26 protein-coding genes and 1 pseudogene are annotated in these 26,158 nt (G+C 65.4%); 13 read left to right on the plus strand and 14 right to left on the minus strand.

Annotation, left to right across the window (positions count from 1 at the left end; all coding sequences use genetic code 11):
* Positions 1-4: 4 nt before the first annotated feature.
* Both ACR9WD_RS15065 and ACR9WD_RS15070 read right to left on the minus strand, forming a co-directional pair.
* A complete protein-coding gene (locus tag ACR9WD_RS15065; RefSeq protein ID WP_434922374.1) occupies positions 5-649 on the minus strand; it encodes an MFS transporter in 645 nt (214 codons plus the stop codon).
* A complete protein-coding gene (locus tag ACR9WD_RS15070; RefSeq protein WP_434922375.1) occupies positions 621-1,706 on the minus strand; it encodes a carboxylate-amine ligase in 1,086 nt (361 codons plus the stop codon). Before ACR9WD_RS15070 ends, ACR9WD_RS15065 begins: the two co-directional genes overlap by 29 nt.
* Before the next feature lie 420 nt (positions 1,707-2,126).
* Between ACR9WD_RS15070 and ACR9WD_RS15075 the strand changes: the two genes are divergently transcribed.
* Both ACR9WD_RS15075 and ACR9WD_RS15080 read left to right on the plus strand, forming a co-directional pair.
* Positions 2,127-2,921 carry a YsnF/AvaK domain-containing protein gene (locus tag ACR9WD_RS15075; RefSeq protein WP_434922376.1) on the plus strand — a complete coding sequence of 265 codons (795 nt, stop codon included), beginning with the start codon at positions 2,127-2,129 and terminating at the stop codon, positions 2,919-2,921.
* Between the two features lie 222 nt (positions 2,922-3,143).
* Positions 3,144-3,610, plus strand: a pseudogene (locus tag ACR9WD_RS15080) (DUF4383 domain-containing protein).
* 356 nt (positions 3,611-3,966) lie between these two features.
* On the opposite strand, the gene ACR9WD_RS15085 reads toward ACR9WD_RS15080, so the two are convergent.
* The gene (locus tag ACR9WD_RS15085; RefSeq protein WP_141356144.1) at positions 3,967-4,521 is read right to left on the minus strand and encodes a type 1 glutamine amidotransferase domain-containing protein; all 555 of its coding nucleotides are present in this window, start codon (positions 4,519-4,521) and stop codon (positions 3,967-3,969) included.
* A 130-nt stretch (positions 4,522-4,651) separates the two neighbouring features.
* On the minus strand, positions 4,652-4,786 hold the full coding sequence (locus ACR9WD_RS15090) for a FeoB-associated Cys-rich membrane protein (RefSeq protein WP_434922377.1): 135 nt from the start codon (positions 4,784-4,786) through the stop codon (positions 4,652-4,654).
* 32 nt (positions 4,787-4,818) lie between these two features.
* On the opposite strand from ACR9WD_RS15090, the gene ACR9WD_RS15095 reads away from it, so the two are divergent.
* The 3 genes from ACR9WD_RS15095 (at position 4,819) to nhaA (ending at position 6,951) form a co-directional block, all read left to right on the plus strand.
* Positions 4,819-5,355 (plus strand): GntR family transcriptional regulator, encoded by a 537-nt coding sequence (locus ACR9WD_RS15095; RefSeq protein WP_434922378.1) that lies wholly within the window; start codon positions 4,819-4,821, stop codon positions 5,353-5,355.
* 68 nt (positions 5,356-5,423) lie between these two features.
* A complete protein-coding gene (locus ACR9WD_RS15100) occupies positions 5,424-5,585 on the plus strand; it encodes a hypothetical protein (protein WP_204719387.1) in 162 nt (53 codons plus the stop codon).
* An 88-nt stretch (positions 5,586-5,673) separates the two neighbouring features.
* Complete coding sequence (gene nhaA / locus ACR9WD_RS15105) at positions 5,674-6,951, plus strand: Na+/H+ antiporter NhaA (RefSeq protein WP_434922379.1); 1,278 nt, start codon at positions 5,674-5,676, stop codon at positions 6,949-6,951.
* Positions 6,952-7,008: 57 nt separating this feature from the next.
* On the opposite strand, the gene pstS is transcribed toward nhaA, so the two are convergent.
* Complete coding sequence (gene pstS, locus ACR9WD_RS15110; protein WP_434922380.1) at positions 7,009-8,148, minus strand: phosphate ABC transporter substrate-binding protein PstS; 1,140 nt, start codon at positions 8,146-8,148, stop codon at positions 7,009-7,011.
* 179 nt (positions 8,149-8,327) lie between these two features.
* On the opposite strand from pstS, the gene ACR9WD_RS15115 reads away from it, so the two are divergent.
* Genes ACR9WD_RS15115 through ACR9WD_RS15130 form a run of 4 tightly spaced genes read left to right on the plus strand, consistent with a single transcriptional unit; the run spans position 8,328 to position 13,098 of the window.
* Positions 8,328-9,044, plus strand: coding sequence for an ATP-binding cassette domain-containing protein (locus ACR9WD_RS15115; RefSeq protein WP_434922381.1), 717 nt, complete (start codon positions 8,328-8,330; stop codon positions 9,042-9,044).
* Entirely contained in the window at positions 9,041-9,715 is a 675-nt protein-coding gene (locus ACR9WD_RS15120) for an ATP-binding cassette domain-containing protein (protein WP_434922382.1), read from the plus strand. The genes ACR9WD_RS15115 and ACR9WD_RS15120 overlap by 4 nt, the downstream gene beginning before the upstream one ends.
* 42 nt (positions 9,716-9,757) lie before the next feature.
* A complete protein-coding gene (locus ACR9WD_RS15125) occupies positions 9,758-11,278 on the plus strand; it encodes an ABC transporter substrate-binding protein (protein WP_434922383.1) in 1,521 nt (506 codons plus the stop codon).
* A 14-nt stretch (positions 11,279-11,292) separates the two neighbouring features.
* Positions 11,293-13,098, plus strand: a complete 1,806-nt coding sequence (locus ACR9WD_RS15130) for an ABC transporter permease subunit (RefSeq protein WP_434922384.1) — start codon at positions 11,293-11,295, stop codon at positions 13,096-13,098.
* Positions 13,099-13,107: 9 nt separating this feature from the next.
* Here the strand turns inward: ACR9WD_RS15130 and ACR9WD_RS15135 are convergent, their stop codons facing one another.
* Genes ACR9WD_RS15135 through arsB form a run of 3 tightly spaced genes read right to left on the minus strand, consistent with a single transcriptional unit; the run spans position 13,108 to position 16,067 of the window.
* Positions 13,108-14,544 (minus strand): FAD-dependent oxidoreductase, encoded by a 1,437-nt coding sequence (locus tag ACR9WD_RS15135; protein ID WP_434922385.1) that lies wholly within the window; start codon positions 14,542-14,544, stop codon positions 13,108-13,110.
* A gap of 42 nt (positions 14,545-14,586) precedes the next feature.
* A complete protein-coding gene (locus tag ACR9WD_RS15140; RefSeq protein ID WP_073707016.1) occupies positions 14,587-15,000 on the minus strand; it encodes an arsenate reductase ArsC in 414 nt (137 codons plus the stop codon).
* Positions 15,001-15,011: 11 nt separating this feature from the next.
* Positions 15,012-16,067, minus strand: coding sequence for an ACR3 family arsenite efflux transporter (gene arsB, locus ACR9WD_RS15145; protein WP_255372328.1), 1,056 nt, complete (start codon positions 16,065-16,067; stop codon positions 15,012-15,014).
* A 156-nt stretch (positions 16,068-16,223) separates the two neighbouring features.
* Between arsB and ACR9WD_RS15150 the strand changes: the two genes are divergently transcribed.
* Entirely contained in the window at positions 16,224-16,598 is a 375-nt protein-coding gene (locus ACR9WD_RS15150; protein ID WP_434922386.1) for an ArsR/SmtB family transcription factor, read from the plus strand.
* A gap of 44 nt (positions 16,599-16,642) precedes the next feature.
* Here the strand turns inward: ACR9WD_RS15150 and ACR9WD_RS15155 are convergent, their stop codons facing one another.
* Positions 16,643-16,858, minus strand: coding sequence for a CDGSH iron-sulfur domain-containing protein (locus ACR9WD_RS15155; RefSeq protein ID WP_038992980.1), 216 nt, complete (start codon positions 16,856-16,858; stop codon positions 16,643-16,645).
* Positions 16,855-17,895: an iron-containing redox enzyme family protein gene (locus ACR9WD_RS15160; RefSeq protein WP_434922387.1), complete on the minus strand. Its 1,041-nt coding sequence runs from the start codon at positions 17,893-17,895 to the stop codon at positions 16,855-16,857. Before ACR9WD_RS15160 ends, ACR9WD_RS15155 begins: the two co-directional genes overlap by 4 nt.
* Positions 17,896-18,226: 331 nt before the next feature.
* Between ACR9WD_RS15160 and ACR9WD_RS15165 the strand changes: the two genes are divergently transcribed.
* Together ACR9WD_RS15165 and ACR9WD_RS15170 are read left to right on the plus strand one after the other, a co-directional pair.
* Positions 18,227-18,661, plus strand: coding sequence for a hypothetical protein (locus ACR9WD_RS15165; RefSeq protein ID WP_073707246.1), 435 nt, complete (start codon positions 18,227-18,229; stop codon positions 18,659-18,661).
* Positions 18,662-18,900: 239 nt separating this feature from the next.
* Positions 18,901-20,121, plus strand: coding sequence for an MFS transporter (locus ACR9WD_RS15170; protein ID WP_434922388.1), 1,221 nt, complete (start codon positions 18,901-18,903; stop codon positions 20,119-20,121).
* An 88-nt stretch (positions 20,122-20,209) separates the two neighbouring features.
* On the opposite strand, the gene ACR9WD_RS15175 is transcribed toward ACR9WD_RS15170, so the two are convergent.
* The 3 genes from ACR9WD_RS15175 to ACR9WD_RS15185 all read right to left on the minus strand — a co-directional run bounded on the left by ACR9WD_RS15175 (position 20,210) and on the right by ACR9WD_RS15185 (position 22,949).
* Positions 20,210-21,253: a hemolysin family protein gene (locus tag ACR9WD_RS15175; protein ID WP_073707019.1), complete on the minus strand. Its 1,044-nt coding sequence runs from the start codon at positions 21,251-21,253 to the stop codon at positions 20,210-20,212.
* On the minus strand, positions 21,250-22,596 hold the full coding sequence (locus tag ACR9WD_RS15180) for a hemolysin family protein (RefSeq protein ID WP_128469491.1): 1,347 nt from the start codon (positions 22,594-22,596) through the stop codon (positions 21,250-21,252). The genes ACR9WD_RS15175 and ACR9WD_RS15180 overlap by 4 nt, the downstream gene beginning before the upstream one ends.
* Positions 22,597-22,814: 218 nt before the next feature.
* The gene (locus tag ACR9WD_RS15185; protein WP_434922389.1) at positions 22,815-22,949 is read right to left on the minus strand and encodes a hypothetical protein; all 135 of its coding nucleotides are present in this window, start codon (positions 22,947-22,949) and stop codon (positions 22,815-22,817) included.
* Here ACR9WD_RS15185 and ACR9WD_RS15190 point away from each other — a divergent pair.
* Complete coding sequence (locus ACR9WD_RS15190) at positions 22,948-24,180, plus strand: glutaminase (RefSeq protein WP_434922390.1); 1,233 nt, start codon at positions 22,948-22,950, stop codon at positions 24,178-24,180. The two genes, ACR9WD_RS15185 and ACR9WD_RS15190, sit on opposite strands and share 2 nt — an antisense overlap.
* Before the next feature lie 10 nt (positions 24,181-24,190).
* Here ACR9WD_RS15190 and ACR9WD_RS15195 read toward each other — a convergent pair whose 3' ends face one another.
* Entirely contained in the window at positions 24,191-26,077 is a 1,887-nt protein-coding gene (locus ACR9WD_RS15195) for a glycerophosphoryl diester phosphodiesterase membrane domain-containing protein (RefSeq protein WP_434922391.1), read from the minus strand.
* Positions 26,078-26,158: the final 81 nt, after the last annotated feature.

Consider the following 26,158-nt stretch of genomic DNA (forward strand, 5'->3'; position numbering starts at 1 on the left):
GCACTCAGCCGATGGTGATGATGCTCAGAAGGTCTCCGGCTTGCAGTCCCAGCTTGTTTGTCGCGTAGCCCAGGATGAAACCGCCGGTGAGCATGTAGCCTGCCGTGTTGTTTCTCATGAAAACCAAGGTGGCCTGAATGACCTTCTTCGGATGCTTGCTGAACAGCGTGGACAGCGGGGCTGACTCGGTCTGCTCGGTTTGCTCGGTTTGCTTCGTCTTGGCCATTTCCTCGAAGACCGGGTACTCCTCCACGCGCCGGCGGATGAAGTAGGCGATGAGGATCAGCACGAAGCTGAGCAGGAACGGAATGCTCCAGCCCCAGGCGTTGAATTGCTCCGGGGTGACCACAGCGGCAATGATCGCGCTGACCGCGGAGGCCAGCAGCATGCCTGCCGGAACCCCGAGCTGCGGGAAGGCGCCGAACTTGCCGCGGGCATCATCAGGTACGTGTTCAACTGCCATCAATGCCGCGCCGCCCCACTCGCCACCGGCGGAGAAGCCCTGGACGATGCGCAGGAAGATCAAGAGAATCGGAGCCCACACGTCGATGGTTGCGTAGGTGGGCAGCAGGCCCACCAGGACCAGTGTGACGATCAGTACCGCTCGGCGGCCGTACTTGTCAGGCTTGCGCGAACAGCTTGGCGGCATCAGCAGCTACCTGCTTCGCACCGCCCTGGTTCCAGCTCTCGCGTTGGCGCGTGGCTCCATTTCCGAAATTGGCGAGCGAGTCCAGGTAATTGGCTACGAACTGTTCATCGCCATTGCGATGCAATGCCCGGCCCGTATAGTCGAGCGCCCGCTGGATCACGGCCTTGACAGGCACGGAGGTCCTGGATTCGCTATCGAAATAAGTGCCTTCCACTCCCGATTTCGCCGCTTGCCACAGGCGCAGGTCAAGCACTTCGGATGCTGCCGTGACGGCAGTGCCGTCAGTTTCCGAGGCGGTATCCACAATGGCCCGGATGAGCAGGGCCAGGGCCACGGATTCGCCGGCTGTCATCTGCGTGTCCGCAGCGCGGACTTCAATGGTCGGATGGTTCACCGACAAGCGGGCGACCCAGCTAATGTGGCCCGGATCGAGCAGCGACCCGGAAGCAATCATGTCCACCACCCGCTGCTGGTATTCATGCACTGTCGCAAAAGCCGGCGGAATGCCTGTCGCAGACCATCTGCGGTAGTGCACCGTCCGCCATGACTCGAAACCCGTCAGTTCCCCGTTCCAGATGGGAGAGTTCGCGCCAATTCCCGCCATCAGCGGCAACCAGCCGCGCAAGGCATTCAGCGCCCGGACTCCGGCTGCGGCATCCGGGATATGCACATGGATGTGCAGCCCGTTGATGAAATGCTCGCGGGCGATCCCCGGGACGAACTCATGAATGGTCGCGTAGCGCTGGCCCTTGGTGAACTCCGTACTGCTCGGGATCTGCAGCGCCGTTCCAGAAGCAAAGGGAAGCACCTGGTGTTCGCGGCATATCCGCTCAATGGCGGCGCGTCGCCGCACCAGCGCTTCCAGGGCTTCGTCCGCGGAGGCGCAGATTCCGGTGACGATTTCCAGCTGGCTGGCCAGCAGTTCGCGGTGGACCGTGGTGCCCGGCAGTTCCAGGCCAAGCAGCTGGGAGCTGAGCGGATCGAACATCGGCACCGGGGCGGCAGTTGCCGGATCCACGAGGAAGAATTCCTCCTCGATCCCAAAGGTCCTGTTCATGGATGCTGATTCGCCTTCCCTGGGCAGCAGTACGAACTGAACATTAGACCGCAGCTAGCCGGGACGGCCGTTCCAGGCACGAAACCCAGCGATTTTCCAGCTTCGCCGCAGCGACGCACGCGGCTGTCCACAGGCACCCGTTCACCCTCCTGGCCCTACGCCCGATGGCTGCCCCGGGCACCTGCTGCCTGCTTTTCACAGCTGCTACCGAGCTTGCGGCCATGCAAGTACAAGCCCCGGCGCGGGCGCATGCGTAATGTGCGACGATCGATTCACCGTGGCTCGGCAAAGCACCGGAAGACGCAGAGTTGCGGGCTGTCACGCCCAATTGGAGGCGCAGCTTCACCCGGCCGGCTACTGGCCAGCCGGATCGAGATTACTGGATTGATCCGAAGTCGAACGCAGCAGGAGGACAGAGCCATGATCAGCACAGAACAGCTTCAGGAACTCAGCGCAATTGGCGGCACCGTCATTGGCCCCGACGGCCAGAAGATCGGCAAATTCGGCCAGATTTTCCTTGATGACCGCAGCGGGCATCCGGAATGGGCGACGGTCCGCACCGGACTCTTCGGCCTCTCCGAGAGCTTCGTTCCGCTCAGCCAGGCGACCGTCGCAGGCGATACGCTCTCGGTGCCCTATGACAAGCAGACCGTCAAGGACGCCCCGAACATCGACCCCGAGGGCCAGCTCACGCCAGAGCAGGAGCAGGAGCTCTACCACTACTACAGCCTGTCCTATCATGAAGCGGACCAGGCCGCCGTGCAGCCGGGCGTCCCGGACACCGATGCCCGCGCCGAGTATTCGCGGGAAGACGTGCGCGGTCCGGGAGCCGGCGCTCCAAGGTCCTCTGCCGTCCGTTCCGAGGAGCAGCCGCAGGTGGGTACCGAAGGCGTGGAAACCGGCAAAGTACGCCTGCGCAAGCACGTGGTCACCCGGGATGCGGCAACCACCGTGCCGTTAAGCCATGGGGAAGCGCGGCATGAGCGCGAGCCCATCACGGATGCCGCAGCCGCCGGCACAAGCGGCGAACTGGCTGGGGACGAGCAGAAGGTGGCCTTGGACGAGGAACGCCCCGCTGCAAAGAAGGCTGTTGATCCGGTCGAGCGAGTCAGCCTGGAAGAGGAAGCAATCACCGAGGAAGAGCGCCGCGAAGCGCAACTGCGCATGGAACAGGCGCAAGCCGAGGGCTGGGAAGGCGGCCGGCAGACCCGCTAGCGCCGGAGCCGAACCTGCACGCAGCAGTGATCGGGGCGGAATCAGGCTTGCGCCGGATTCCGCCCCGATCCGCGCACCGCCATTGCTGGACGTTCCCTAGGTACTGGAAGATTCGCGTGCCATCCAACTGGCAATCCTCTAGCGTGGAGAGCATGACGGCGGCCAGCATGCCGGTCCAGCGTTTCCTTCCGATCGCAACAGCCAGAGTGAAGGAGCAAGATCATGGAACATCCAAAAGATCCTGTCATAGAAGAACGTCCGCTGGTGCAAAAGGCCGCGGTGGCGGTCGGCATCGTGTTCTTCCTGGTCGGCGTCCTCGGATTCATTCTTGGAATCACCACCAACTACGCATCGCTCTCAGGTGCCGGCCACGACTCCGAGGCCAAGTTGCTGGGAATCTTCCAGGTCTCGTACCTGCACAATGCCGTGCATCTGCTCTTCGGTGTCGCCGGCTACCTGATGGCTCGGACCTGCTTGCTTCCCGCAGCTACCTCATCGGCAGCGGAATCATCTATCTGGTCTTGTGGGTCTACGGGCTGGTCATTGATTTCGACAGTGCAGCCAACCGCATTTCCCTGAATGATGCGGATAACTGGCTGCATCTCGGGCTCGGTGCGCTCATGATTGCCTTGGGATTGTTCCTCTCCCGGAAGGCGGCCGGACAGCCTCGGGACCCGTACGCGGCATGACCAGACGATGAATTGCCGAAGCGGGCACCCCGGCATGCAGGGGTGCCCGCTTCGGCAATGCAGTTCATGGCAAAGCCCTCAGCGCCTTCGCTACACGCAACGGTTCGAAAAGCCGAGACCGCCAGACACCCGGAATTCAGGAATCCAGGCGAGTTCGCTGTCGCCGGATTTCCAGCTGGGGCAGCGGAATACACCCGCTGTTTGCGGGGAGATTTCAATACTCAGCTCTTCCTCGACGGCGGTTCCGTGCCCTTGGATCACCAAGGACTTGGATGCCGGGCTCTGGTCCCAGCACAGCCAAGCCGCCGTCCGGAAAGCTGGCTCGGACGGCGGCTGGACCGGCTGGCCGCCAATTGCTAGGAGCTGAGCTCCTCGGCAATGGCACTGCTGAACGCGTCGAGGTCATCCGGATTACGCGAGGTAATCAGCACGTAGCCGTTCGCCGGGCAGCGGAAAACCTGTTCGTCCTTCCAGGTGCCGCCGGCATTGACCACATCGGTCTTGATCGAGGTGTACGAGGTCAAGGTCTTGTCCTTGGCCAATCCGGTTTCCACCAGCAGCCATGGCCCATGGCAGATGGAAGCGATCGGCCGGCCCGAACCGGCAAAGGACTTGGCAATGCGCTGGGCGTCGGCGTCCAAGCGGAGGTTGTCGGCATTCAGCGTTCCGCCGGGGATCAGCAGCAGGTCGAAATCCTGCTCGTCCACTGCCGCCAGTGCTTCGCTGGCTTCGAAGACCTCCCCCAGATCCCAATCGCCAACCAGCGACTTGACCTGGCCGGCCTCTGGGGCCGCGATCACCACCTCAGCACCGGCTTGGCGCAAGTGCTCCACTGGCTTCTTCAGCTCATCCTGCTCGACTCCGCGGTTGGAAACTACCGCAAGGACTTTCTTGCCTGCTAGATCTGGCATATTCATGCTCCTTTCATCGACCACTGCCCACTGTGCTTTGCGCAACCAACGAAGGCAAGCCGCACTCAGGAAGCATCAAGCTGCCGGCTGCGAATGGGGGACGTTGCCTGCTGCGCAGGGCATAGGATGCTCAGGCGTTGGCCGGCTGGCCCTGCTCTTCGGCCAGTGCCTTGGCCTTCTTCTTCTCGCGCATGTGCTTGATGCCGGTGAATGCAACGGCCAGCGCGAGGATGGTGTAGAGGATGACCGTGATGGAGCTGTCCACCAGGATTCCAATATCGCCTTCCGACACGGTCAGTGCACGGCGCAGTTCATGCCCAGCTCAAGGACGACTTGCTGCAAGGCGCATTCCAGCCCGGAGACGCCCTGCGCGAGGTTGCTTTGGCCGAACGCTTTGGCGTGTCCCGCACCCCGGTGCGCGAAGCCCTGACCCGCCTGCTGCACGAAGGCCAGGCCGCCCAGGAAGCCGCCTCGGTGCGCACCGAAGTGGACCTGATGCGCCTGCAGGCCCTGGTTGACCTCGACCGCGCGCTTGCCGAGCCGGATGATGCCACCCGATTGGCCACCAACATCGAGTTCCACCGCGCGCTTTGGCGCGCAGCGCACAATCCGGTGCTCGAGGATCTGCTGGAGCGCCTGGCCACCCACCAGATCCATGCCCCATCATCCACGCTGTCCGTCGGCTCGCGCTGGACCGAATCGCTGGACGAGCACCAGCGCATCGTGGATCACGTCCGCGAACGCGACAGCGCAAAGGCCAGCGAACTCATCCAGAAGCATATGTCCACCGCCAAGGCGCTGCGCTTGAAGATGTTCGCCAGCCTGATGCACTAGCGCCAGACCCGAAGCAGCTGGGCCGTTCCGGGTTACGCCAGAGCATCGTCGATCTGTAGAATGGAAGCATGGCTTTGGTCCTTTCAACGCATGCGCAGCGGCTTCGCGCTGCCGTTTTCCCCAATGGGAAACTGCTGACCAAACTTGCCAGCGGCACCAACGGGTGGTTGAGTTCCTGGGGAACCAACGCCCACGGCGAGATCGCCGGCTGCCCGCCACCGCGCCACTAATTGCGCGGTCCCACCATCTGTTCTTTCTTTCGTGGATTCCGCGCGCCGTCGTGCCCCTTTTTCCCGGATCCCAGAAAGACCCGTTACCTTGCCATACCCTTCAACTGGCGTATCCCGCCAAGCACCCCACGCCATCTGGCGCGGTATCCACCAGACCCTCAAGCAGGATTCGATGGGCGGACTGCTGCTGCTCTGCGCCACCCTCGCCGCACTGATCCTGGCCAATTCCCCGGCAGCCCTCTGGTACGAGGGGCTGCGCGATTTCCGTTTCGGCCCCGAGGCCCTGCATCTGAACCTCTCGGTAGGATCTTGGGCCGCAGATGGCTTGCTCGCCATCTTCTTCTTTGTCGTCGGCCTGGAGCTCAAGGAGGAATTCGTTGTCGGCAAATTGCGCAATCCGCGCACGGCGATCGTTCCCGTCGCGGCCGCCGTGGGAGGCGTGGCGCTGCCGGCACTGTTCTACGTCCTTGCCATCTCCGCTTCGGGCAGCTCCGCCATCAACGGTTGGGCGATTCCCGCGGCCACTGACATCGCCTTCGCAATTGCCGTTATCGCGGTCGTGGGCAAGTTCCTCCCACCGGCCCTGCGCACATTCCTGCTCACCCTCGCGGTGGTCGATGACCTGCTGGCCATTTCCATCATCGCCATCTTCTACACCGAGAACCTGTCGTGGCTGCCGCTGCTCATCGCCCTGCTCCCGCTGGCCGCGTTTGCTTTCGCCGTGCAGCGCGGGGTCCGGGCCTGGTGGATCCTCATCCCGCTCGGGGTAGCTGTCTGGGCATTGGTGCACGCCTCGGGAATCCATGCCACGGTAGCCGGCGTGCTGCTGGGCTTCATGGTTCCGGTAGTGGCTACCAGTAGGGCACATGTCCGAATCGGAACCAACGAACAGGGCGACGAAATCCATGAGGGACTGGCCGCCCATTTCGCCGACCGATGGTCCATTCCCTCATCGATCTTTGCAATTCCCCTGTTCGCCTTCTTCGCGGCCGGGGTTCCACTCGGGGGCCTTTCCGGCTTGGGAGAATCGCTGCTGAGTCCGGTTGCGCTGGGCATCATCTTCGGACTTGTCCTGGGCAAGTCGATTGGAATCACCTGCTCCACTTTCCTGGTCACCAGGATTCCCGGAATCAAGATGGATAGCAGCATCAAGTGGCCGGACGTGCTGGGCCTTTCCTTCGTGGCCGGCATCGGCTTCACCGTCTCCCTGCTGGTAGGCGAACTGGCCTTCGGCCAAGGCGGGGATGAAGCGCAGTATGTCAAGGTCGGGGTGCTGTGCGGCTCACTGCTGGCCGCATTCATTGGCGCGATGCTCCTCGGGGCGCGAAATCGCCTGTACCGAGCGGCAGCCGGCTCGCGCGCGTAGCAAGTCTTGCTGCATCCGCCACTCGGACGGATGCAGCAAGACGCGTCAACGGCCCTGCTAGCGCACAGTGATCGAATCGATGGCCTCGCGAGCTTCCTTTGCCAACTGCGATGGCATGGGCGCGCTCTTGGCCGAGTCGGCCGCCGTCTTCTGCCCCTGATCACTGACCACGTACTGCCCGAAGGTCTTGACCAGTTCCACGGTCTGCGGATCCTCATAACCACTGCAGAACAGCAGGTAGGAGACCAGCACCATCGGGTAGGCGCCTTCGGCGGTGGTCTTCCGGTCAAGTTCGAGGGCGATATCGTGCTCCCCGCGTCCTTCGACACGCTCGGATTCAGCCACGGCCTTGGCTGCGGCTTCCCCGCTGACGGCGACGAATTCATCTCCGACCTTCAGCTTCACCTTGCCCAGCGACTGATCCACCAGCGAATCGTCGGCGTAGGTGACCGCTCCGACAGCGCGGGTCACGGTGGTCACCACACCGGCATTGCCCTGGGCTTTCTCCAGGCCAGTGGCATCCGGCCAGCCGCCATCGGGCTCATGGGTCCATACCTCGGGAACCACGCTATGCAGGTATTCGGTGAAATTCTCTGTGGTGCCCGAGTCATCGGCACGGGCCACCCCGGTTACCGGGATGTCGGGCAGCTGAACCTCGGGGTTCAGCTTGGCGATGGCCGGGTCCTGCCATGAACGGATCTCGCCGGAGAAGATCCGGGCGATCGTTTCGGCATCCATATTCAATTCCTTGACGCCCGGCAGGTTGAAGGCGATGCTGATCGGGGAAATATATGCCGGAATATTGATCGCGCCCTGCGGCCCGCAGGTTTCGATGGAACGCTGGACTTCCTCGTCCTTCAGATACGCATCGGATCCGGCGAACTCGGTACCGCCAGCCAGCAGTCCTGCGCGTCCGGCGCCGGATCCCACCGAAGCGTATTGCACCTGAACCTTGGGGTGCAGGGTGGAGAATTCAGTGCTCCAGGCATTCATAGCTGAGTTCTGCGCGGTGGATCCGCCGCCGGTCAGTGTGCCTTCCAGGTTGGAGGTATTCGCTTCGGCGGCCTTGCGCTGCTCCTCCCCCAACGGATAATCCGAACCGCAGCCCGAGAGCAGCAAGGCCAAGCCAAGGCTGGAAGCGGTGATTGCTCCTGCCCGGCGGGCAAGTGAATGACGGGCAAAGCGGGTGGGGCGCACAACAGCTCCTGGATTATCGGGGTGCATTTCAACTAGTTCGTAAACTCCAGTCAAACATCATCCCAACATTTTTGCGCTTCTCAAACCCGTCGGCACCTATCCCACCGCATTCCCAACCGCTCACGCCCGTCCAGGTGATTTGCCTCGCCCCAAAAGCTTAAGTGATAATGATTCTCATTATGACTTATGTGAATTCCCCATCGGCCGGCCAGCCTGGCGCCCACCAGCCGCCTGCTCCGGTGTTCCGCCTGCGCAACGCACGCCTGGGACTGCCCGCGGAGAACCGCGCACTGCTGGAAATCCAGGAATTCACGCTTCTTCCCGGCGAGCGCGTGGTCATCACCGGCCCCTCGGGTGCTGGCAAGTCGCTGCTGCTGTCCATGATCACTGGGCACTGGGCACACGGATTGGAATTCTCCGGCACCCGCATTGCCGGCTCGCCCCGCATTGGCTGCATTCCGCAACGCGGCCAAGATGCCCTGCACCCGCTGCTGCCGCTGGGACGGCAGCTGCGCAAGGCCACCGGCGCCAGCGCGCAGCAGGTTGCCAGCACGCTGGACGCCGTGGGACTTGGTGATCCGTCATTGCTCGCACGGCGTCCCGCTGAATTATCCGGAGGGCAGGCGCAACGCGCCGCCATAGCGCTGGCAGTGCTCAGCGAGGCCCCGGTGATCATTGCCGACGAACCAACCAGCGCACTTGATGACCGCTCCCGCGATCTGGTCCTCGACCTGCTGGGTACGGTCCTGGATGAACGGCAGGCTCTGGTGCTGTCCACCCATGACGCGGCCGCAGCCCGGGCACTGGCCACCCGGCACCTCGTTCTGGACTCCGGAAAGATCGCCAGTGCCAGTCCCAGTGCGAGCGCACCGCGCGGGGAACGAGTTCCAGCTTGAGCATCCCCGCACTGGAAGCATCCGACCTCAGCGCACGGCGCGGGCACGGCGAAGCACGCCGGCTGGTCCTGGATCCCATTGGATTCACGCTGGCGCGGGGCGAAGCCGTGGCCATCACCGGCCCATCAGGCGCCGGCAAATCCACCCTGGCCGACATCGTGCTGGGCCTGGGGCTGCCGGACTCCGGGGAAATCCGGGTGCTGGGCGAGCCGTGGAGCGCACCGAAGCGCAGTCATGCGGCGGCACGCCGCCGGCTGGTCCAGGGCGTGCCGCAGGATCCCGCCGCCGCCTTCGTGCCGCGCTGGAGCATCCGCACGTCGCTGCAGCACGCCATCACCCGGCTGCTCCCCTCCGCCCACCCGGCAACGCTCATTGCCCAGGCCGCCGAGCTGGCCCAGTTCGACCCCGGGCTGCTGGACCGCCGTCCGCATCAGCTCTCCGGCGGGCAGCTGCAGAGGGCCGCGTTGGCCCGCGCCGTGGCGGTGAAGCCGTGCGTGCTCGTGGCTGATGAACCGACCAGCGCCCTGGATCCTGGCACCGCCCAGGCCGTTGCCGGCCAGCTGCTTTCCACCGCCGCAGCTTCAGGCATTGCCCTGCTGCTGATCACCCACGACCCGCAGCTGGCAGCACGCTGCGCGCGCACCATCAGCATCCAACCGCCTGCCCAATAAGCCACCTGACCGCTCCCCCTATCACCCAAGGACACCGCACCCATGAATCGACTCCGCAAGAAAACACTGGCCTTGCTCGCCATCCCGCTGGCCGGGACGCTGGCCCTCAGCGGCTGCTTCTCCGCAGCGGCCGAGCAGGCCGGCAGCACCGGCCGCATCTCCGTGGCCCACATGCAGCCTCCCCGCTCCGGGCTCAGCCCGCTCAGCGATGACGCGTTCAAGCTCTCGCGCTGGTCCACCGCCGAAACCCTGGTCACCCTCAATGAGTCCGGGGATGCCCAGCCGGCCTTGGCGACCAGCTGGGAACGCATCGATGACCTAGTCTGGGAATTCTCCATCCGGAAGGGCGTCACGTTCCATAACGGGCAGCCGCTGGGTGCTGCGTCGGTGGCGAACTCCCTGCAGCGGGCCATCGATTCCACCCCGGTGCCGCGCATCCTGAACGGCACCGCGCTGGACGTGGAGGTGCTCGGGGAGCACGGGCTGCGGATCACCACCGCGGATCCCGACCCGCTGCTGCCCCAGCGGCTCTCCAGCCCGCAGCTGGCCATCTTCGCGCCTGAGGCCTACACCGACAGCGGGGTTGACCCGGCAGGCCACGGCACCGGCCCGTTCCAGATCACGGCAGTGGACGGGATGTCCGGGGCCACGCTGGACCGCTACGAGGATTATTGGGGCGACAAGGCCGAGGCTGCCGGCATCGACGTGAAGTTCGTGCCCGATGGCACCGCGCGCACCGCCGCGCTGCGCACCGGGGAAGCGGATATCGTCGAGGCCATCCCGGCCGGCCAAACCGCCTCGGTGGACCAGGAGCTGCTCACCGAAGTGCCGATGCCGCGCACCAATACGCTGTACCTGAACACCGCCAAGGGTCCCTTCGCCGACCCGGCGGTGCGCGCCGCGGCCCGCGAAGCCATTGACCGGGCTGCCATCATCCAGTCCGTGTACGAGAACCGGGCGGACCGCGCCGACGGCCTGCTCGGCCCGGCCCTGCCCTACGCCGCCGGGCTGCGCGAAACGGATGAGTACCGGCAGCTGCTGTCCCAGCGCGCCGAACCCGCGAAGGTCCAGGACGTGGAAATCACCCTGGGAACCTTCACCGACCGCGCCGAACTGCCGGAAGTCGCGGTGATCCTCCAGCAGCAGCTGGAAGCCGCCGGATTCATCGTGAAGCAGGATGTGCGCGAGTACCAGTACATCGAAGCCGATGCGCTGGACGGGGCCTTCGATGCCTTCATCCTCTCCCGCGCCACCGTGCTTGATTCCGGGGACCCGGTGGCGTACTTCGCCTCGGACTTCACCTGCGAGGGCGGCTTCGCCATCGCCCAGCTCTGCGACAAGGACGTGGAGCAGGCCATCAACCGGGCCGCGCAAACCGATGCCGGGGCCCAGCGCCAGCAGCAGATCATGCTCGCCGAAGCCCGCATCCTGGGCACCGACGCGGCCATCCCGCTGCTGCACGAACGGGTAATCCAGGGCGAGAGCCCTGCCGTGCACGGCGCCGCGCAGGATCCGCGCGAACGCGAGCTGGTCACCGCGCAGACCCGCCTGGGCAACGAGTAGGGGCCGGGCCGCCGATGAACTGGTTCTCCCGCCGCCGGCGGCGCATCGCCTGGGCGTCCTTCGCCTCCTGCCTGCTCAGCGCGCTGGCGCTGCTGCTGGTGGCCGGCGCCCTGCCCTGGCTTTCGCGCACCGATCCGGCCGCGGCGGTGCTCCGTGCCCGCTATGCCGAACTGGAACCCACCGAGCAGGCGCTGGCCGCCGTGCGCGCGCAGCTGGGCCTTGACCGCGGGCCGCTGGCCACCAGCTGGCACTGGTGGTCCGGGGTGCTGCACGGGGATCTGGGCAGCTCCTGGGTCAGCGGGGCGCCGATCGCTCCCGGAGCCTGGCGGGCCCTGTCGGTCTCCGCCACGCTCACCGCCTTCGCCGTCCTGGTGGCACTGGCCGTGGCCTTGCTACTGGTGCTGCCGGCGGCGTTGCGCGTGCTGCGCAACCAGCGGCAGTCCGGGTCCGGTCCGCTGGGCGTGGCGCTGACCTCGTTGCCGGAATTCCTGCTGGCCAGCATGCTGCTGGTGCTAGTTGCGGTGCAGCTGCAATGGCTGCCGCCCTATGGGTGGACCGGGCTGGACACCGCCATCCTGCCCGCGCTGGCGCTGGGCATCCCGGCTGGCGGGTTGCTGGGCCGGCTGCTGGCAGATGCCATTGCCGCGGTGGCCGGCGAACGCTGGGTCGGGATCTGGCACCTGGCCGGGGCGCCGGCGCCGGCCATCCTTTCCGGGGTGCTGCGCCGGGCCGCGGCCGCGGTCATCGACCAGCTTGGCCTGGCGTTCATCGGATTGCTCGGCGGCGCGGTGGCCGTGGAGCAGGTCTTCGCGATCCCCGGGCTCGGCCGCTACTTGCTCGGAGCCGCCAATGCGCAGGACATTCCCGCGTTGCAGGCCGGCCTGCTGCTGATGGCGGCCTCGGCCGTGCTGATCGGGGCGCTCACCGCGGCGGCTCGGCGCACGCTGCGCGGAGGCGCCCTGCCGCCCGGGTCGCTGCCTGCCCCGCCCGAGGCCCGCGGCACCGGCAGGATCCAGCGCTGGACCGCGGGCATCACCTGCGCCGCACTGCTGGCCATCCTGGCTTCCGGGTTGCCGCGCGATCCCTATGCCATTGCATTCCGGCGGCTGCAGGCCCCGGAACCGGGCCTGCCTTTCGGCGCGGATGCCAGCGGCAGGGATCTGCTGGCACGGGTAGCCCACGGAACCCTGGGCACGGTGGGCCCGGCACTGCTGATCGTGGCCGGCGCGATCCTGATCGGCCTGCTGCTGGCGGCGGCCGGCGAGATCTCGCGCGGACCGGCCGTGATTGCCAATGCGACGCCGCCGATTCTTGCCGGGGTGGTCATCGCGGCCCTGATGGGCCCGTCGGTGGGCGGTGCCGCGCTGGCCGTGCTCTGGGTGAGCTGGCCTCCGCTGGCCACCCATGCGGCCTCGCTGCTTGATGAGGCGCGGGCCATGCCGCATATCCGCTGGCTTCCGCTCTCGGGGGTGCCGCGGAGCAGGATCTGGATCCAGCATTTGCTGCCGGCGGTGATTCCCGCATTGCTGCGGCACGGGATGCTGCGGCTGCCCGGGGTGGCTTTGGCCTTGGCTGCCCTGGGATTCCTCGGGCTCGGGGCGCAGCTGCCCACCCCGGAGTGGGGGCTGCTGCTGGCCGAAGGCATCGGCTATGTCGAGCGGGCTCCGTTCACAGCCATCGCCCCGGCTTCCGCACTGGTGCTCACCTCCGTATGCGCGGTGGCGCTCGCCGGGATTCCGGCGCCGCGGCGTGCCGGTTCCCGCGGCCCTTCGAAGAAGCTGGAGGCGCAGTCCGGGAACTCTCCGGTGACGGTGAGCTGAACGGCGGGCCTACCGTCCCGCCGCCAGTTCGCTATTGCCGTGCAGCGTTCCGGTGGACAGCCCAAGGCTCACCGGCTGCGGCGAACTGCAGCAGCCGCTGGATTCGGCAGGCTCAGCCGGTTCCGTTCCGCAGGAGTTTTCGCTGGCCGGAGCGTCGCAGGAGCCGCCCAGGTCCGTTGAGCAAACACCTGTTTCCGGCAGCTCCAGCTCCACCCGGCCGGCCGCCTCCGCATCTCCGGAGAGGGCGGCGGCAATGGAGCGCACCTGCTCGTAGCCGGTAGCCATCAAGAACGTCGGGGCCCGCCCATAGCTCTTCATGCCAACGATGTAGAAGTCCTTTTCCGGGTGCGCCAGTTCCTTGGCGCCGTGCGCGCTGACCGTTCCGCAGCTGTGGAACTCCGGATCGATCAAGGGACCGAGCTGGCGCGGGGCCTCGACGCATTCGTCCAGGTCCAGGCGCAGCTCGGAAAGCATCTGCAGATCGGGGCGGAAACCGGTGGCGGCGATAATGCGGTCAACGGCCAGCTCGCGGCCATCAGCCAGCACGACCGCCAGCTGCTCCCCTGCGTTCATCGACGCGACGGAGACATTCTCCAGCAGTTCCACGTGGCCGTTTTCCACCAGCCGGCGCAGCGAGGTGCCCAGCTGGCCCCGGGCCGGAAGCTGGTCGGACGCTCCGCCGCCGTAGAGCCGGATCGGGTTGGCGTCCCCGCGCAGGCCCCAGCGGATGCGGGTGTCCGGATACTGCTTCTGCAACCGGCCCAGGGCGATGATGGTGTTTGCCGCCGAATGCCCGGCGCCGAGCACCAGCAGGTCCTTGCCTGCCAGCTGTTGCTCATCGGCGCCCAGCGGATCGGGAAGCCCGCCGGTGATGAAACCCTGTTCGCGTGCCTGGGCTTCGCCGATTGCCTCGATGCCGCCACGGCCTACCGGGCTTGGCTGGTTCCAGGTTCCGCTGGCGTCAACTACGGCGCGGCCGAGCAGATCCACCAGGCCGCCAGGGGTTTCGGTGCGCACCAAAAACGGTGCGTCGTCGCGGTTCGCGGTGCGGGCCTTGTCGGCGCCGCGGCCGTCGGCCAGCACGCGGCTGATCTTCACCACGCGGTGGCCGTAGCGGATGCGCGGTGCCAGTTCCGGGTGGGCTGCCAGCGGCTGCAGGTACTCGCTGACCAGTTCCGCACCGGTAGGCAGCTTGGTGATCCGCGGCTCTTCCCAATCCCCGGCATATCCTTCGCTGGGGGTTTCCAGCAGCCGTCGGGACGCGGCATCGATATTGAAGCGCCATGGGGAGAAAAGCTTGATGTGGGACCACTGGGCAATCGCGGCACCGGCGCTGTCCCCGGCTTCCAGGACGAGCACGTCCTGCCCGCGCTCGCGCAGGTTGGCTGCGGTGGCCAGCCCGATGGGGCCGGCGCCAATGACGATCACTGGAAGGTTCTGGTTCATGGATTTCTCCTTGGCTGCTGGATTCCGGGTGGCGGGTGCCGCTTAGCTGGCTGGCAGCAGTTCGGCGATGAGCCGCTCTATCCGGGTGCGGATTTCATCGCGGATCGGGCGCACGCCGTCGATGCCCTGGCCTGCAGGGTCCTCCAGCTTCCAGTCCTCATAGCGCTTGCCCGGGAAGAATGGACATGCGTCCCCGCAGCCCATGGTGATCACCACATCGGAGTCCTGCACCGCTTCGGTGGTCAGCACCTTGGGAATTTCCGCCGACATGTCGATGCCGACTTCCTTCATGGCCTCGACCGCCGCCGGGTTAACCGAATCAGCGGGAGCCGAGCCGGCCGAGCGGACCTCGATCCGCCCTTCGGACAGGTGGGAGAGGAAGGCAGCGGCCATCTGGGAGCGTCCGGCGTTGTGCACGCAGACAAAGAGAACTGAAGGCTTCTCGGTTGCAGTCATGGTTATTTTCCTCAGGCAGAAGTTGTGACGGTGCTGGATGCGGGGAAGAATTTCCGGGCCCACAGGGCGACATAGACCAAGGCGACCAGGATAGGCACCTCGATCAGCGGGCCGACCACCCCGGCCAGGGCCTGTCCGCTGGTGGCGCCGAAGGTGGCGATGGCCACCGCAATGGCCAGCTCGAAGTTGTTCCCGGCCGCGGTGAAGGCCAAGGTGGTGGTGCGCGGGTACCCCAGCTTCAGCCAGTGGCCAATGAGCATGCCGGCGCCGAAGACCACCACGAAGTAGACCAGCAGCGGGATCGCCATGCGCAGCACATCCAGCGGCTTGGAGATGATGTTGTCCCCCTGCAGCGCGAAGAGCAGGACAATGGTGAACAGCAATCCGTACAGCGCCCACGGGCCGATCTTCGGCAGGAATTTGCCCTCGTACCAGTCGCGGCCCTTGGCCTTTTCGCCCAGCGTGCGGGTCAGGTAGCCGGCCACCAGCGGGATGCCCAGGAAGACCAGCACCGAGGCGGTGATCGCGGCAATGGAGAATTGCGCGCTGGTGGTTTCCAGTCCCAGCCAGGAAGGCAGCACCTGCAGGTAGAACCAGCCCAGGGCACCGAAGGCGATGACCTGGAATACCGAGTTGATGGCCACCAGCACGGCGGCCGCTTCGCGGTCCCCGCAGGCCAGGTCATTCCAGATGAACACCATGGCGATGCAGCGGGCCAGCCCCACGATGATCAGCCCGGTGCGGTATTCCGGCAGGTCGGCCAGGAAGATCCAGGCCAGCACGAACATGAATGCCGGGGCGAGGATCCAGTTGATCACCAGCGAGGTGACCATCAGCTTCTTGTCGGCCAGCACGCGGCCGGTTTCGTTGTAGCGCACCTTGGCCAGCACCGGGTACATCATGACCAGCAGGCCGATGGCGATGGGCACCGACACCCCGGCCACGGTGAAGCGGTCCAGCAAGGCGCCGAGCTGCGGGAAGATACGGCCCAGGCCCAGGCCGACGGCCATGGCGAGCAGGATCCACAAGGCCAGGTAGCGGTCCAGGAAGGAAAGTTTGGCCGCCACGGGGGCCGTGTCTAGCGCAGGGGCAGGTGCCACTGAATCATCACTCCAAGAATAGACATCGACGATTATCGATGTTTTGAGTATGATGAAACATATCGACGTTTGTCAATCTCTGGCGCCGGCCAAGACGCCAAGACAAGAAAAGAGCCGAGGTCCATGAGCACAGCCACCGCGAATCCTGCCGACGGCACCTGCACCGCGCCGGCTGCCGATGCCTGCTGCGTGCCATCCCCCGGGGAGGCAATCCTGAACGCCGAGGAAGCCGAACTGCTGGCACTGCGATTCAAGGCGCTGAGCGACCCCAACCGCCTGCGCATCCTGTCCATCGTCTCCAGCAGCGTGTCTGCCGAAACCTGCGTTTGCGACCTGCCCGAGCCGCTGGGCCTCAAGCAGCCCACCGTCTCGCACCATTTGAAGATCCTGGTGGATGCCGGGATCCTGCACCGCGAGAAGCGCGGGGTCTGGGCCTACTTCTCCGTGGTCCCCGGCGCCTTGGAATCCCTGGGCGCCAGCTTGGCGCCTAAGCCCTAGGCGGGTTTGCCACGCGCCCTTGCTTGCAGGCACGGGCGAGTGCCCTATTTCGGGCGCTCGAACTTCATGAGCTTGTGCGTGCCATCGCAAAAGGGCTTGATGGCGGAGCCCCCGCAGCGGCATAGCGCTACGGGCCCTTGCCGGGCTTCGATGGATTGCCCTTCGGCATCAACGATTTCAAAATCTCCCCTGAGCAGCAATGGTCCCTGCGGGCAAACTGTAATGGTGGCCGCTTCCGAGGCGCAGTCCCCGCCGCTCATGCGACTGCCCCAGCTCCGGCCCCGGCCCCGGCAAGCAACGCCGAGCTGCCAGCTTCCCACGCGTCCAGATACTGTGCGCCGGCCAACGCGTCAACGGCCGCCGCGGCTTGGGCTCCGAACAGTATGCCGGGGACCAGTTCCGGTTCGTCTTCGGCCAGTCCCCCGGCCAGGTCGCGGCCGGCGATCTGCTCATGGACCGCATCAGCTTCCACATGCTCATCGAAGTAATCGGTGACCGCGGATTCATAGCCCAGGCGCCGGAAGCCGCGGGCATAAGCCGCCTGGGGTATCGAGGAAGTCATCTCGTACAGCGCCAGGTGGCCAGTGATGGCTCCCCGATGGCGCCGGTGCATGCCGAAGAGCGAAATCATGTTGACCGCCGCCAGCGTCACCGCCGGAATGCGGTCGATGTAGGCGCCGAAGTCATCACGCAGGCCCATCCCCCTCATCGTCTGCCTGAACAGCTCGCTATGCATTCGAGGCAGATGCCCATTTCCGTATTCATCGGCCTGGATCTCCACCATTGCAGCTTTTGCACGTCCCTGGAGTTTCGGGATCGCCCAGGTGTGCGGGTCAGCTTCCTTCAGCTGGTAGATCGACTTCAGAATCAAGAATTCGCGGGCCTGGGCGGCATTGGCCTTGCGCTGGATGAATTTCGATACTGACGGCCCGGCATCGCTCGCAGCGAGCGCGAACAGGGCTTGGGCCACCTCGGAGGAGCTGGGTTCCACGCTTGGAACCGGGCCTGCAGCCTCGCGAAGTGCTTGCTCGAAAGCCTCCTCGATCTGGGCCCGAAGCGAAATCAGCCCAGGGTTCCATTCCCAGCGATCATCGACGCCTGCGAATCCCCGATAGTGCAGCTCATAGAGCATGAAAAGGCTCAATTGCAGGTCCCCGTCGTCAAGCACATCCGAAGCCGAAGCCAACCGTCCCGTCGCGACCGTTGCCAGGTAGGCTGCGTGTTCTCCCGAGGGATTGCACAGCAACGCGTTGGCCAGCTCTCGGGACAGGTCTCCGCGGGGTACGGGCAAATGCATGACGCTCCTTCGGTGTCGCTGGTTGCATAGCCGGCAATAGCGGCTTGAGGATGATCGTGCCAGCATCCCCCGGATATCACCACCATTAGGAGGAAAGGCCAAGGTAAGCCGCCAAGGCAGGCAATCAATTGGACTCTGCGACCTAGTCGGGTGCGGCTGCGCTCCGCGGAATTCGTGTCTACCTGCTTGTCATGAGGTATTCTCAGAAGAACACTCCACGATGATCACCGAGCGCCAATGGCGAAACCCGGGGATCCCTCGGCTTCGCGCCACAGGGTTTCGTGGGCGGTCCCCTTTCGGAGAGCTGCCATCAGCGGAGGATTTTATGAACATGCCCGAACGCCGTATTCGCGCCATGCAACGCGTCGAAGAACTTTTGCATTGCCCTGAGGCAAGAACCCTTCTCACCTCGTACGGCTGGTTCGAGGGGACGCCGGTGGTATTCGCCCAATACGCCGATCCAGTAGATGAAGTCATGGGCTTCGTATCGGTCCATGGCCGGGCAGTGCTCATGGTTGTCGATGACGGCCAAACCGATGAGCTGCAGCTATGGCACATCACGGTGCCCAGCCCGCTTTTTCCCAAAGTTCCGCCACTGCCAGCGGGAACCACAATCAGCGAACTGTGCAACATGCACCGCACGGAGAAATTGATGCCGTTTCGCGTAGCTTTTTGGTCCCATAGCGCGGCACTCCACGAAATTCCCTGCTTTGTCCGCAACGACAGGCCTGTCCAGGCAACCCGGTCGACGACTGACATCGGCTAGCTCGGCGGGCCAGCCCGGACAGCCATCGGAGCGCTCCCCCTCGCGCCACGCGCCAGCCTGCGCCATCCCGATCGCGGATTCCGTCTTGGACTACTGGGTCCGGACGGAATTTCCTTCCACGGGCTTTCCCGTTCAATGACACGAATGCCGGATCGCTGCCCGGCCCGTGCCACAATCCGAAGTGGAAAGTAGCGCCGAGCACCAGTTGGCGCGTCCTATGCGAGGAGGCATCGGCGGCAGTGCAAGTCAACATGGAGCAGGTCCAGCAGCGGACCAACGCGGCCTGGATCATCATCGTGGCCTCCGGTGTCGTGGCAGGCCTGCACATCTGGAAGCTCGCCCCGGCGCTGACCGTCATCCAGGACGAACTGGGGTTCTCGCTGATCTTCTCCGGCGTGCTGCTAGGCGTGGTCCAGGTGGCCGGCATGGCCGGCGGGCTGGCAGTATCCCTGCTCTCGGAAGTCATCTCCCAACGCCGCACCCTGATCCTCGGCTTGCTGCTGCTGGTGCTGGGCAGCACGCTGGGCGCCTTGTCCCCCAGCGCGCCGCTGCTGCTGGCCACCCGCATCCTGGAAGGCGCGGGTGTCATCATGGCCACCGTCATGGGGCCCGGACTCGTGCGCCTGCATGCCCCGATCAGGAACCTGAACATGGCCGTGGGGTGGTGGGCCGCCTACATGGGCATGGCCACCTTCATCGGCGTCTTCTCCACCGCACTGGTGCTCCAGCACCTGTCTTGGCACCTGTGGTGGGGCCTGCTCGCCTTCATCACCCTGCTGCCCATTCCGCTGATACTGAAGTTCGTGGCAGCGGACAGGCCCTCGGGGTCAGCGGCCCTGCGCGAAGCTGCCCGGCGCATTGCCATCACCGCCCGGGCACCGCGCGTGTGGATCAGCGGGCTGATTTTCGGCTGCTATACGGTGCAATGGATGGCAGTAGTGGGGTTCCTGCCCACGATCTACGAGGAATTCGGCCTGGATCCGGTGGCCGGTGGATTGGCCTCAGCCGTGATCGGCGGGCTGAATGCGGTGGGCGCGATCATCTGCGGCGGGCTGCTCCAGCGCGGGGTCAACGGGCGCACCCTGCTGCTTACCGGCTTCGCCCTGATGTCGCTGACCTCCATCCTGACCTTCGCCATCGACTACCCTACGGAGCTGCTGCTGATCCAGATGGTCTGCGTCGGCTTCTTCTCGCTGGCCGGGGCCACCATCCCTACCACCATGACCCGCGTGGTGGTCGACCTGGCACCGCCGGGCGGCTCGGCGCCTGCGTCGATGGGGTTGACCCAGCAGATCTTCAATATCGGCAATTTCACCGGCCCGATGCTGCTGGCCGCCACGGCGACACTGACCGGAGGCTGGAATGCCACCTGGTGGCTGACCACGTTCTTCGCACTGCTCGGGGCGGCGCTGACGCTGGTGCTTTCGCGCCGGAATTCGCCGTTCGCCACAACGCGCTGACGGACTGAACCAGCAGGGGGCTGGAGGCTGAACGGTTTCCCGTCCTGCCTCCAGCCCCATTTCACTGCTTTCTTTCTGCGTTGCGCCGCTAGTGCGCGCTGCGGTGCTCGTCCCTGATCTGGCCGACCAGCTCGGCAAGCATGTCCTCCAAGGTCACCATGCCGGTGACCTTTCCGGTTCCGCCCTCGCGCACCAGCGCCAAGTGGGCACCGGAGAGCTGCATTTCCTGCAGTGCGGTGCGCACGCTTTGCTGCGGGGCGAAGGACGGCAGCTCGCGGATGCCGCTGGGCTGCAGCGGGCGCTCGCGGGTTTGCGCATCGGCACCCAGCACGTCCTTCACGTGCACATAGCCCACTGGAGTGCCATCGGCCTGCACCAGCGGGAAGCGGGAGAAGCCATGCGCGGCCGCCGCCTCGATGCCGGCCACCGTGCAATCCACCGGCAGGGTCTGCACCTCATCGAAGCTGATCGCCACCGACTCGATGCTGCGCGCATCGAAGTGCAGGGCGCCCATCAGCAGCTGCTCGTCCTGCTCATCCAGGACACCGCCCTCGCGGGATTCGGCCACCATGGAGGAAACCTCGTCGCGGGTGAACGTGCTGGCCACCTCGTTCTTCGGGGCCACCCCGAAGATCCGCAGGACCAGGTTGCCCATGGCGTTCATCAGCCACAGCACCGGGCGCAGGATCTTCACCAGCACCACCATGCTCGGGCCCAGGATCAGCGCCATGCGTTCCGGACCGGCCAGGGCCATGTTCTTCGGCACCATCTCGGCGAGCACCACGTGCAGGTAGGTCACCACGATCAGCGCAATCGCGTAGGACAGCGCATCGATCATGCCCTCCGGAATCCCGATGGCCTCGAAGGGACCTGCTACCGCGTACTTCACCAGCGGCTTGGTGACGTAGCCCAGTGCCAGCGAGCACACGGTGATGCCCAGCTGGGCGCCGGCCATCACCAGCGAGACGTTCTCGATGGCCCACAGGGTCAGCTTGGCGCTGCGGCTGCCGGCCAGCGCCTTGGGCTCGATGATGCTTCGGCGCGCAGAGATCAGCGCGAACTCGGCACCGACAAAGTAGAAGTTCGCCGCAAGCAGCAGGACCGTCACAAGAATTCCGATAAGATCGCTCATCGCCCGGCCTCTTCCTCATCAAGTTCGGACACTTCCACGTCAACGATCGCGATCCGCTGCTCATCGGTGGCGTGGATGGTGAATACCAGCTGCTTGTCCGGTCCGCCGGGAACGCCGGGCACCACGAGGGTGACCACGTCGCCGACCTGGCCGAAGCGTCCCAGCTGCACGGTCAGCAATCCGGCCAAGGTCTCATAGTCCGAGTCCTCGGGGATCTGGCAGCCCAGCAGCTCGCTGGCTTCATCCGGTCGCAGCGCCGCATCCAGCCGCCAGGCATTCTCCGAGAGAACCTGGACGCTGGAGTCCTGCGGGTCATGCTCATCGCGCACTTCCCCGACGATCTCTTCCACGAGGTCTTCGAGGGTCAGCATGCCGGCGACGTCGCCGGTCTCGTCGATCAGCACCGCCAGTTGCATGCCGCCGCTGCGCAGCTGGTCCATCAGCTCGTCGAGCTCGATGGTGTCCGGGACCAGCAGTGCATCCTGGGCGTAGTCCCCCACCGCGGTGTGCGCGCGCTGCTCGAAAGGCACGGCGAGCAAGGCGCGGATATGCACCAGTCCCAGCACCCGGTGGCCGTCCTCGGCCACCAGCGGGAAGCGCGAATGCCCGGTTTGCGCGGCCAGCTGCAGCACGTCTTCCACGCTCTGCTGCGCGGTCACGGTGGCCATCCGCGAACGGGCGGTCATCACGTCGTGGCCACGGCGGTTGCCGAAGGCCACGGTGCGGCGCAGCATCTCCGCGGTTTCCGAGGGCAGCACGCCTTCGCGGGCGGAGTGCCCCACCAGCGCGACGAGTTCCTCGGCGGAGCGGGTGGAGGCCAGTTCTTCCTGGGGCTCGATGCCGAACCGGCGGACAATCCAGTTGGCGTTGCCGTTGAAGAATGAGAGGAAAGGCTTGGTGACGGTGCTGAAGCCGCGCTGGAAGCCCACCACCGCCTTGGCGGTGGCAAAGGGCTTGGCAATGGCCAGGTTCTTGGGGACCAGCTCGCCGAAGACCATGGTCAGGATCGTGGCCAGCACCAGCGCGATGGCAACGGAGACCGTGCGGGCCAGGGCCGCGTCGAGGCCTGCATCCTGCAGCGGGCCCACCACGAGGGCGGCGATGGCGGGCTCGGCCAGGAAGCCGATGCCGAGGTTGGTCAGGGTGATGCCCAGCTGGGCACCTGAAAGCTGGGTGGACAGGGTGCTCATGCCCTTGAGCACGCCTTGGGCGCGGCGATCGCCATCGGCGGCGGCCTGCTTGACTTGATTTCGGTTAACCGTGATCAACGCGAATTCCGCGGCTACGAAGAGCCCGCATCCGAGAATGAGGAGCACGGCCAAAGCCAGAGAAATCCATTCCATTATCTGCACCCCCTGTCCTTCGAAGCCTGGCCGGCAATCCTGCCGGGCAGAGGGCTGGAACTATGAGATCTACTGTCGCCTGAAGCGTCCATCATTCCCTTCCGATCGGAGTATCTTCCTCCGATCTGCTGTGTTCCAATAATTATCCAGCATGCTGCTGCCCATTTTGCTTGAAAGTTCCATTTGTTTGCCAGATCCCCGGCATCCGCATAGCAATTTCACAAGATTGCGGCGCATCCGATTTCCGGTTCAGCAAAGAGAACACCGCGCAACCCGCCTTGGGCGGCTAGATTGGAGTCAGCACCGGTACGGCTGGAGCTGACGTCCGATTCGATCTTGAGGATTGCACCCATGCAGAATCCGATTCCCGATTACCTGCGCGAAGTGCTCGACGCGTTGCGCGATGACACCAGCGGCGAGCGTGCCGGCTACATTCCCGAGCTGGCCGAAGCCAATCCCGACTATTTCGCCTTGGCCGTGACCACCGCCATGGGCAGCACCTATACCGCCGGGGATGCCGGCATCGAGTTCAGCATCCAGTCCATCTCCAAGCCCTTCGCCTACGCCGCGGCCATCATGGACCGCGGCCTGGAGCAGGTTCTGGAGCGCATCGGGGTGGAGCCCTCGGGCGAAGCCTTCAACGAGCTGTCGCTGGAGGCTAGCACAAACCGGCCGAAGAACCCGATGATCAATGCCGGGGCCATCGCCGCCCACGGGCTGCTGGTCGGTGCCGACGCCACCGGCGAGCAGCGGGTCGCCCGGGCCCTCGAGCTGTTCTCGGCACTGGCCGGACGGCAGCTGCGCATCGACGAGGCGGTCTTCAACTCGGAGCTGGGCACCGCCGACCACAACCTGTCCATGGCCCATATGCTGCGCAAGCACGGGATCATTGCCGATGACCCGCATGAGGTGGTGGCCGGCTACACCCGGCAGTGCTCCATCTTGGTCACCGTGGCCGACCTGTCGGCGATGGCCGCCACCCTGGCCAACGGCGGGGTGCAGCCGTGCACGCACGAGCGGATCATGGATGAGGACACGGCCCGGCAGGTCATGTCGGTGATGGCGGTGGCCGGCATGTATGACGGGGCCGGCGACTGGCTGACCCGGGTCGGGATTCCTGCAAAGAGCGGGGTGGCCGGCGGGCTGGTGGGCGTGCTGCCGAACCAGGTGGGCATCGGCGCCTTCTCGCCTCGGCTGGATCCGCACGGCAACAGCCAGCGGTCGCGGCGGGCCTTCGAACGGCTGTCCACGGATATGGGCATGCATCTGCTGGCTCCGAGCCATGGACGGCTCGACGTCGTCGATGTGCGGCGCGGGGGCACCCGCGAGACGTTCACCTTGCAGGGGAATGTGCAGTTCACCGCCGCCGCCGAGCTGCTTGACTTGTTCGCCGAATCGGATTTCGACGGGCCGGTGCACGTGGATATTTCCCGGGTGTTCTCCTTCACCGACGTGGCCCGGCGCATGACCTTGGAGGGGCTGCGCCGACTGCGCAATGACGGGCGCCGGGTGTTCCTGCATGATCCGCTGCAGTCCCTGGCAGATCCGGATCTGGGTGATGGCACCTACCCGGAGACACCCTGAACAGCGGAGGCTAGCGGAAGATGTCCAAGTAGGCCAGCGTGGAGCCCACGCGGTAGTCCGCGGCCGGGTAGTTGGCCACCAGGTAGCGATCCCGGATGGCCAACTCGACATTGTCGGTGACGATGCCATCCACGCCAAGGCCCAGCAGCTCGCGGATGGTCGACTCGTCATTCACCGTCCAGATATGCACCTCCCGGTCCAGCGCATGGGCCTGGGCCAGGAACTCGGGGGTGAAGGATGCCTGCTCCAGCGTGTAGAAGTCGGCCTTCGTCTTCGGCAGTCCGCCCACGCTCATCGCCACGGTCAGCCCGACCCGCAACTCGGGGCGGCGCTGCTTGATTTCCTTGACCGCACGGGGGTTCAGCGAATGGTAGATGTTCTCCGTGGCGGTTCCGGCGGTATCCAGCTGCGCCAGGAAGCGCGTGAGATAGTCCCTGGATTCATGTCCGGTGACCTTCAGTTCCACGAGCACCTGGATGCCCAGCTGCTCGGCGCGCTGGAGATATTCCTGCATGGTGGGGATGCGCCCGGTGAAGCCGCCTTCGCGGACCGTGACCTTCCGAACTTCGGCCAGGGTCATCTCATGGATGTTCTGGTTCACCCCGGCCACCACCAGCAGGTTGGTGTCATGGCTGGCGACGAAATGCCCATCCGCGGTTTCCTGGAAATCAGCCTCGACGATATCGGCCTGATGCGCTGCCGCGGCGTCCAGTGCGGCCAGCGTGTTCTCCACCCCGCCGGCGGAATAGCCGCGGTGTGCCAGGATCTTGGCCTCCCCGGCTCCGGTTGCGGTCTGGCCCAGGGCCGGGGATGCGGCTAGGCTGCCCGAAAGCACCAGAGCTGCGGCCGCGGTGCCGGCAACAGCTTTCAATGCACGCGACTGCGCGCGGCGATGCCGTTGCGAGCGTTCCTGCAGGGTGACCGGCAACTGCAGGTGCTCGCGGGCCAGGGCCACCACGACCTGGATCGCCATCACGGTAGCGGCCCCGATCAGCAAAAAGCCCAGCGTGTGGCCCACGCCGATGCACAGGGTCGCCACCAGCGCCGAATCCTGCTCGCTAAGCAGCCCGGTGGCCAGATCCGAGATCCATACCAGCGCCTCGACCAGCAGCGAGGCGCATAAGGCGCTGGCACCCAGCGGGATCCCGATCAGCAGCAGGTAGCGCAGGCTGTTGCGGCGGGTGGCTTTCAGGCTGGCGCCCAGGGCGGCCAGCGGCTTCTTCGGGCCGACGGCCAGCAGCGGCAAGGTGAGCACCAGGCGGAGGTTGGCATAGATGATCGCGCCGATCATCAGCACGTAGAGGGCCGTGCTCAACGGCGCCTTGAGGTATTCGCGGGTGATGAACGGCGGGATGCCCACACCTTGGATCAGCACGGACGACAGGCCCAGGCCGCCCAGCGGCAGGGCGAGGAAGAAGTACGCCATCATCAGCGGTGAGGGATAGGACAGCATCCGGCGCAGGCAGGAGGCGGTTTCTCGGCATACCGCCCGAAGATTGGGAGGCTGCCCGGATTGCTGGCGGTTGACCATCACTATCAGCGCCACGAACTGCACGCTCACCGCACCCAGTGCTAGCACCGCAATGGCAACCAGGAGCAGCACCGAGACCGGGTGGGCCAGCAGCGCGGTGTAGGTCCGGTCGGTGACGTTGCCCAGGTTGCTATTTTCCAGCGCCAGCCCGAAGAGGTACTTGATCGCGGGGATCACCAGCAGGCCGTTAACTGCCTGCAAAGTGGTGATCACCGCGAGGTAGCGGAGCACGCGCACGTGGCTGAGCTTCAGCACGCGCAGCAGGAAGCTGAAAATCTGCTTCAGGAAGGGCAGCCCGCGGCCCGAGGGCAGCGCAGCGGCAGGAAAGTTCGCACTGTGCTTGCTCGATGGAATCCTGGGGGCCACTGCTTGATTTGCCTTTCCGTCCGCCGGGAACGCTTCGGCGGCTAATCGCAATTCTATCGCCGCCATCTTCCGTTCGCTGTG

This window comes from Glutamicibacter sp. PAEs-4 (assembly GCF_051161755.1).
Taxonomy (GTDB): domain Bacteria; phylum Actinomycetota; class Actinomycetes; order Actinomycetales; family Micrococcaceae; genus Glutamicibacter; species Glutamicibacter nicotianae.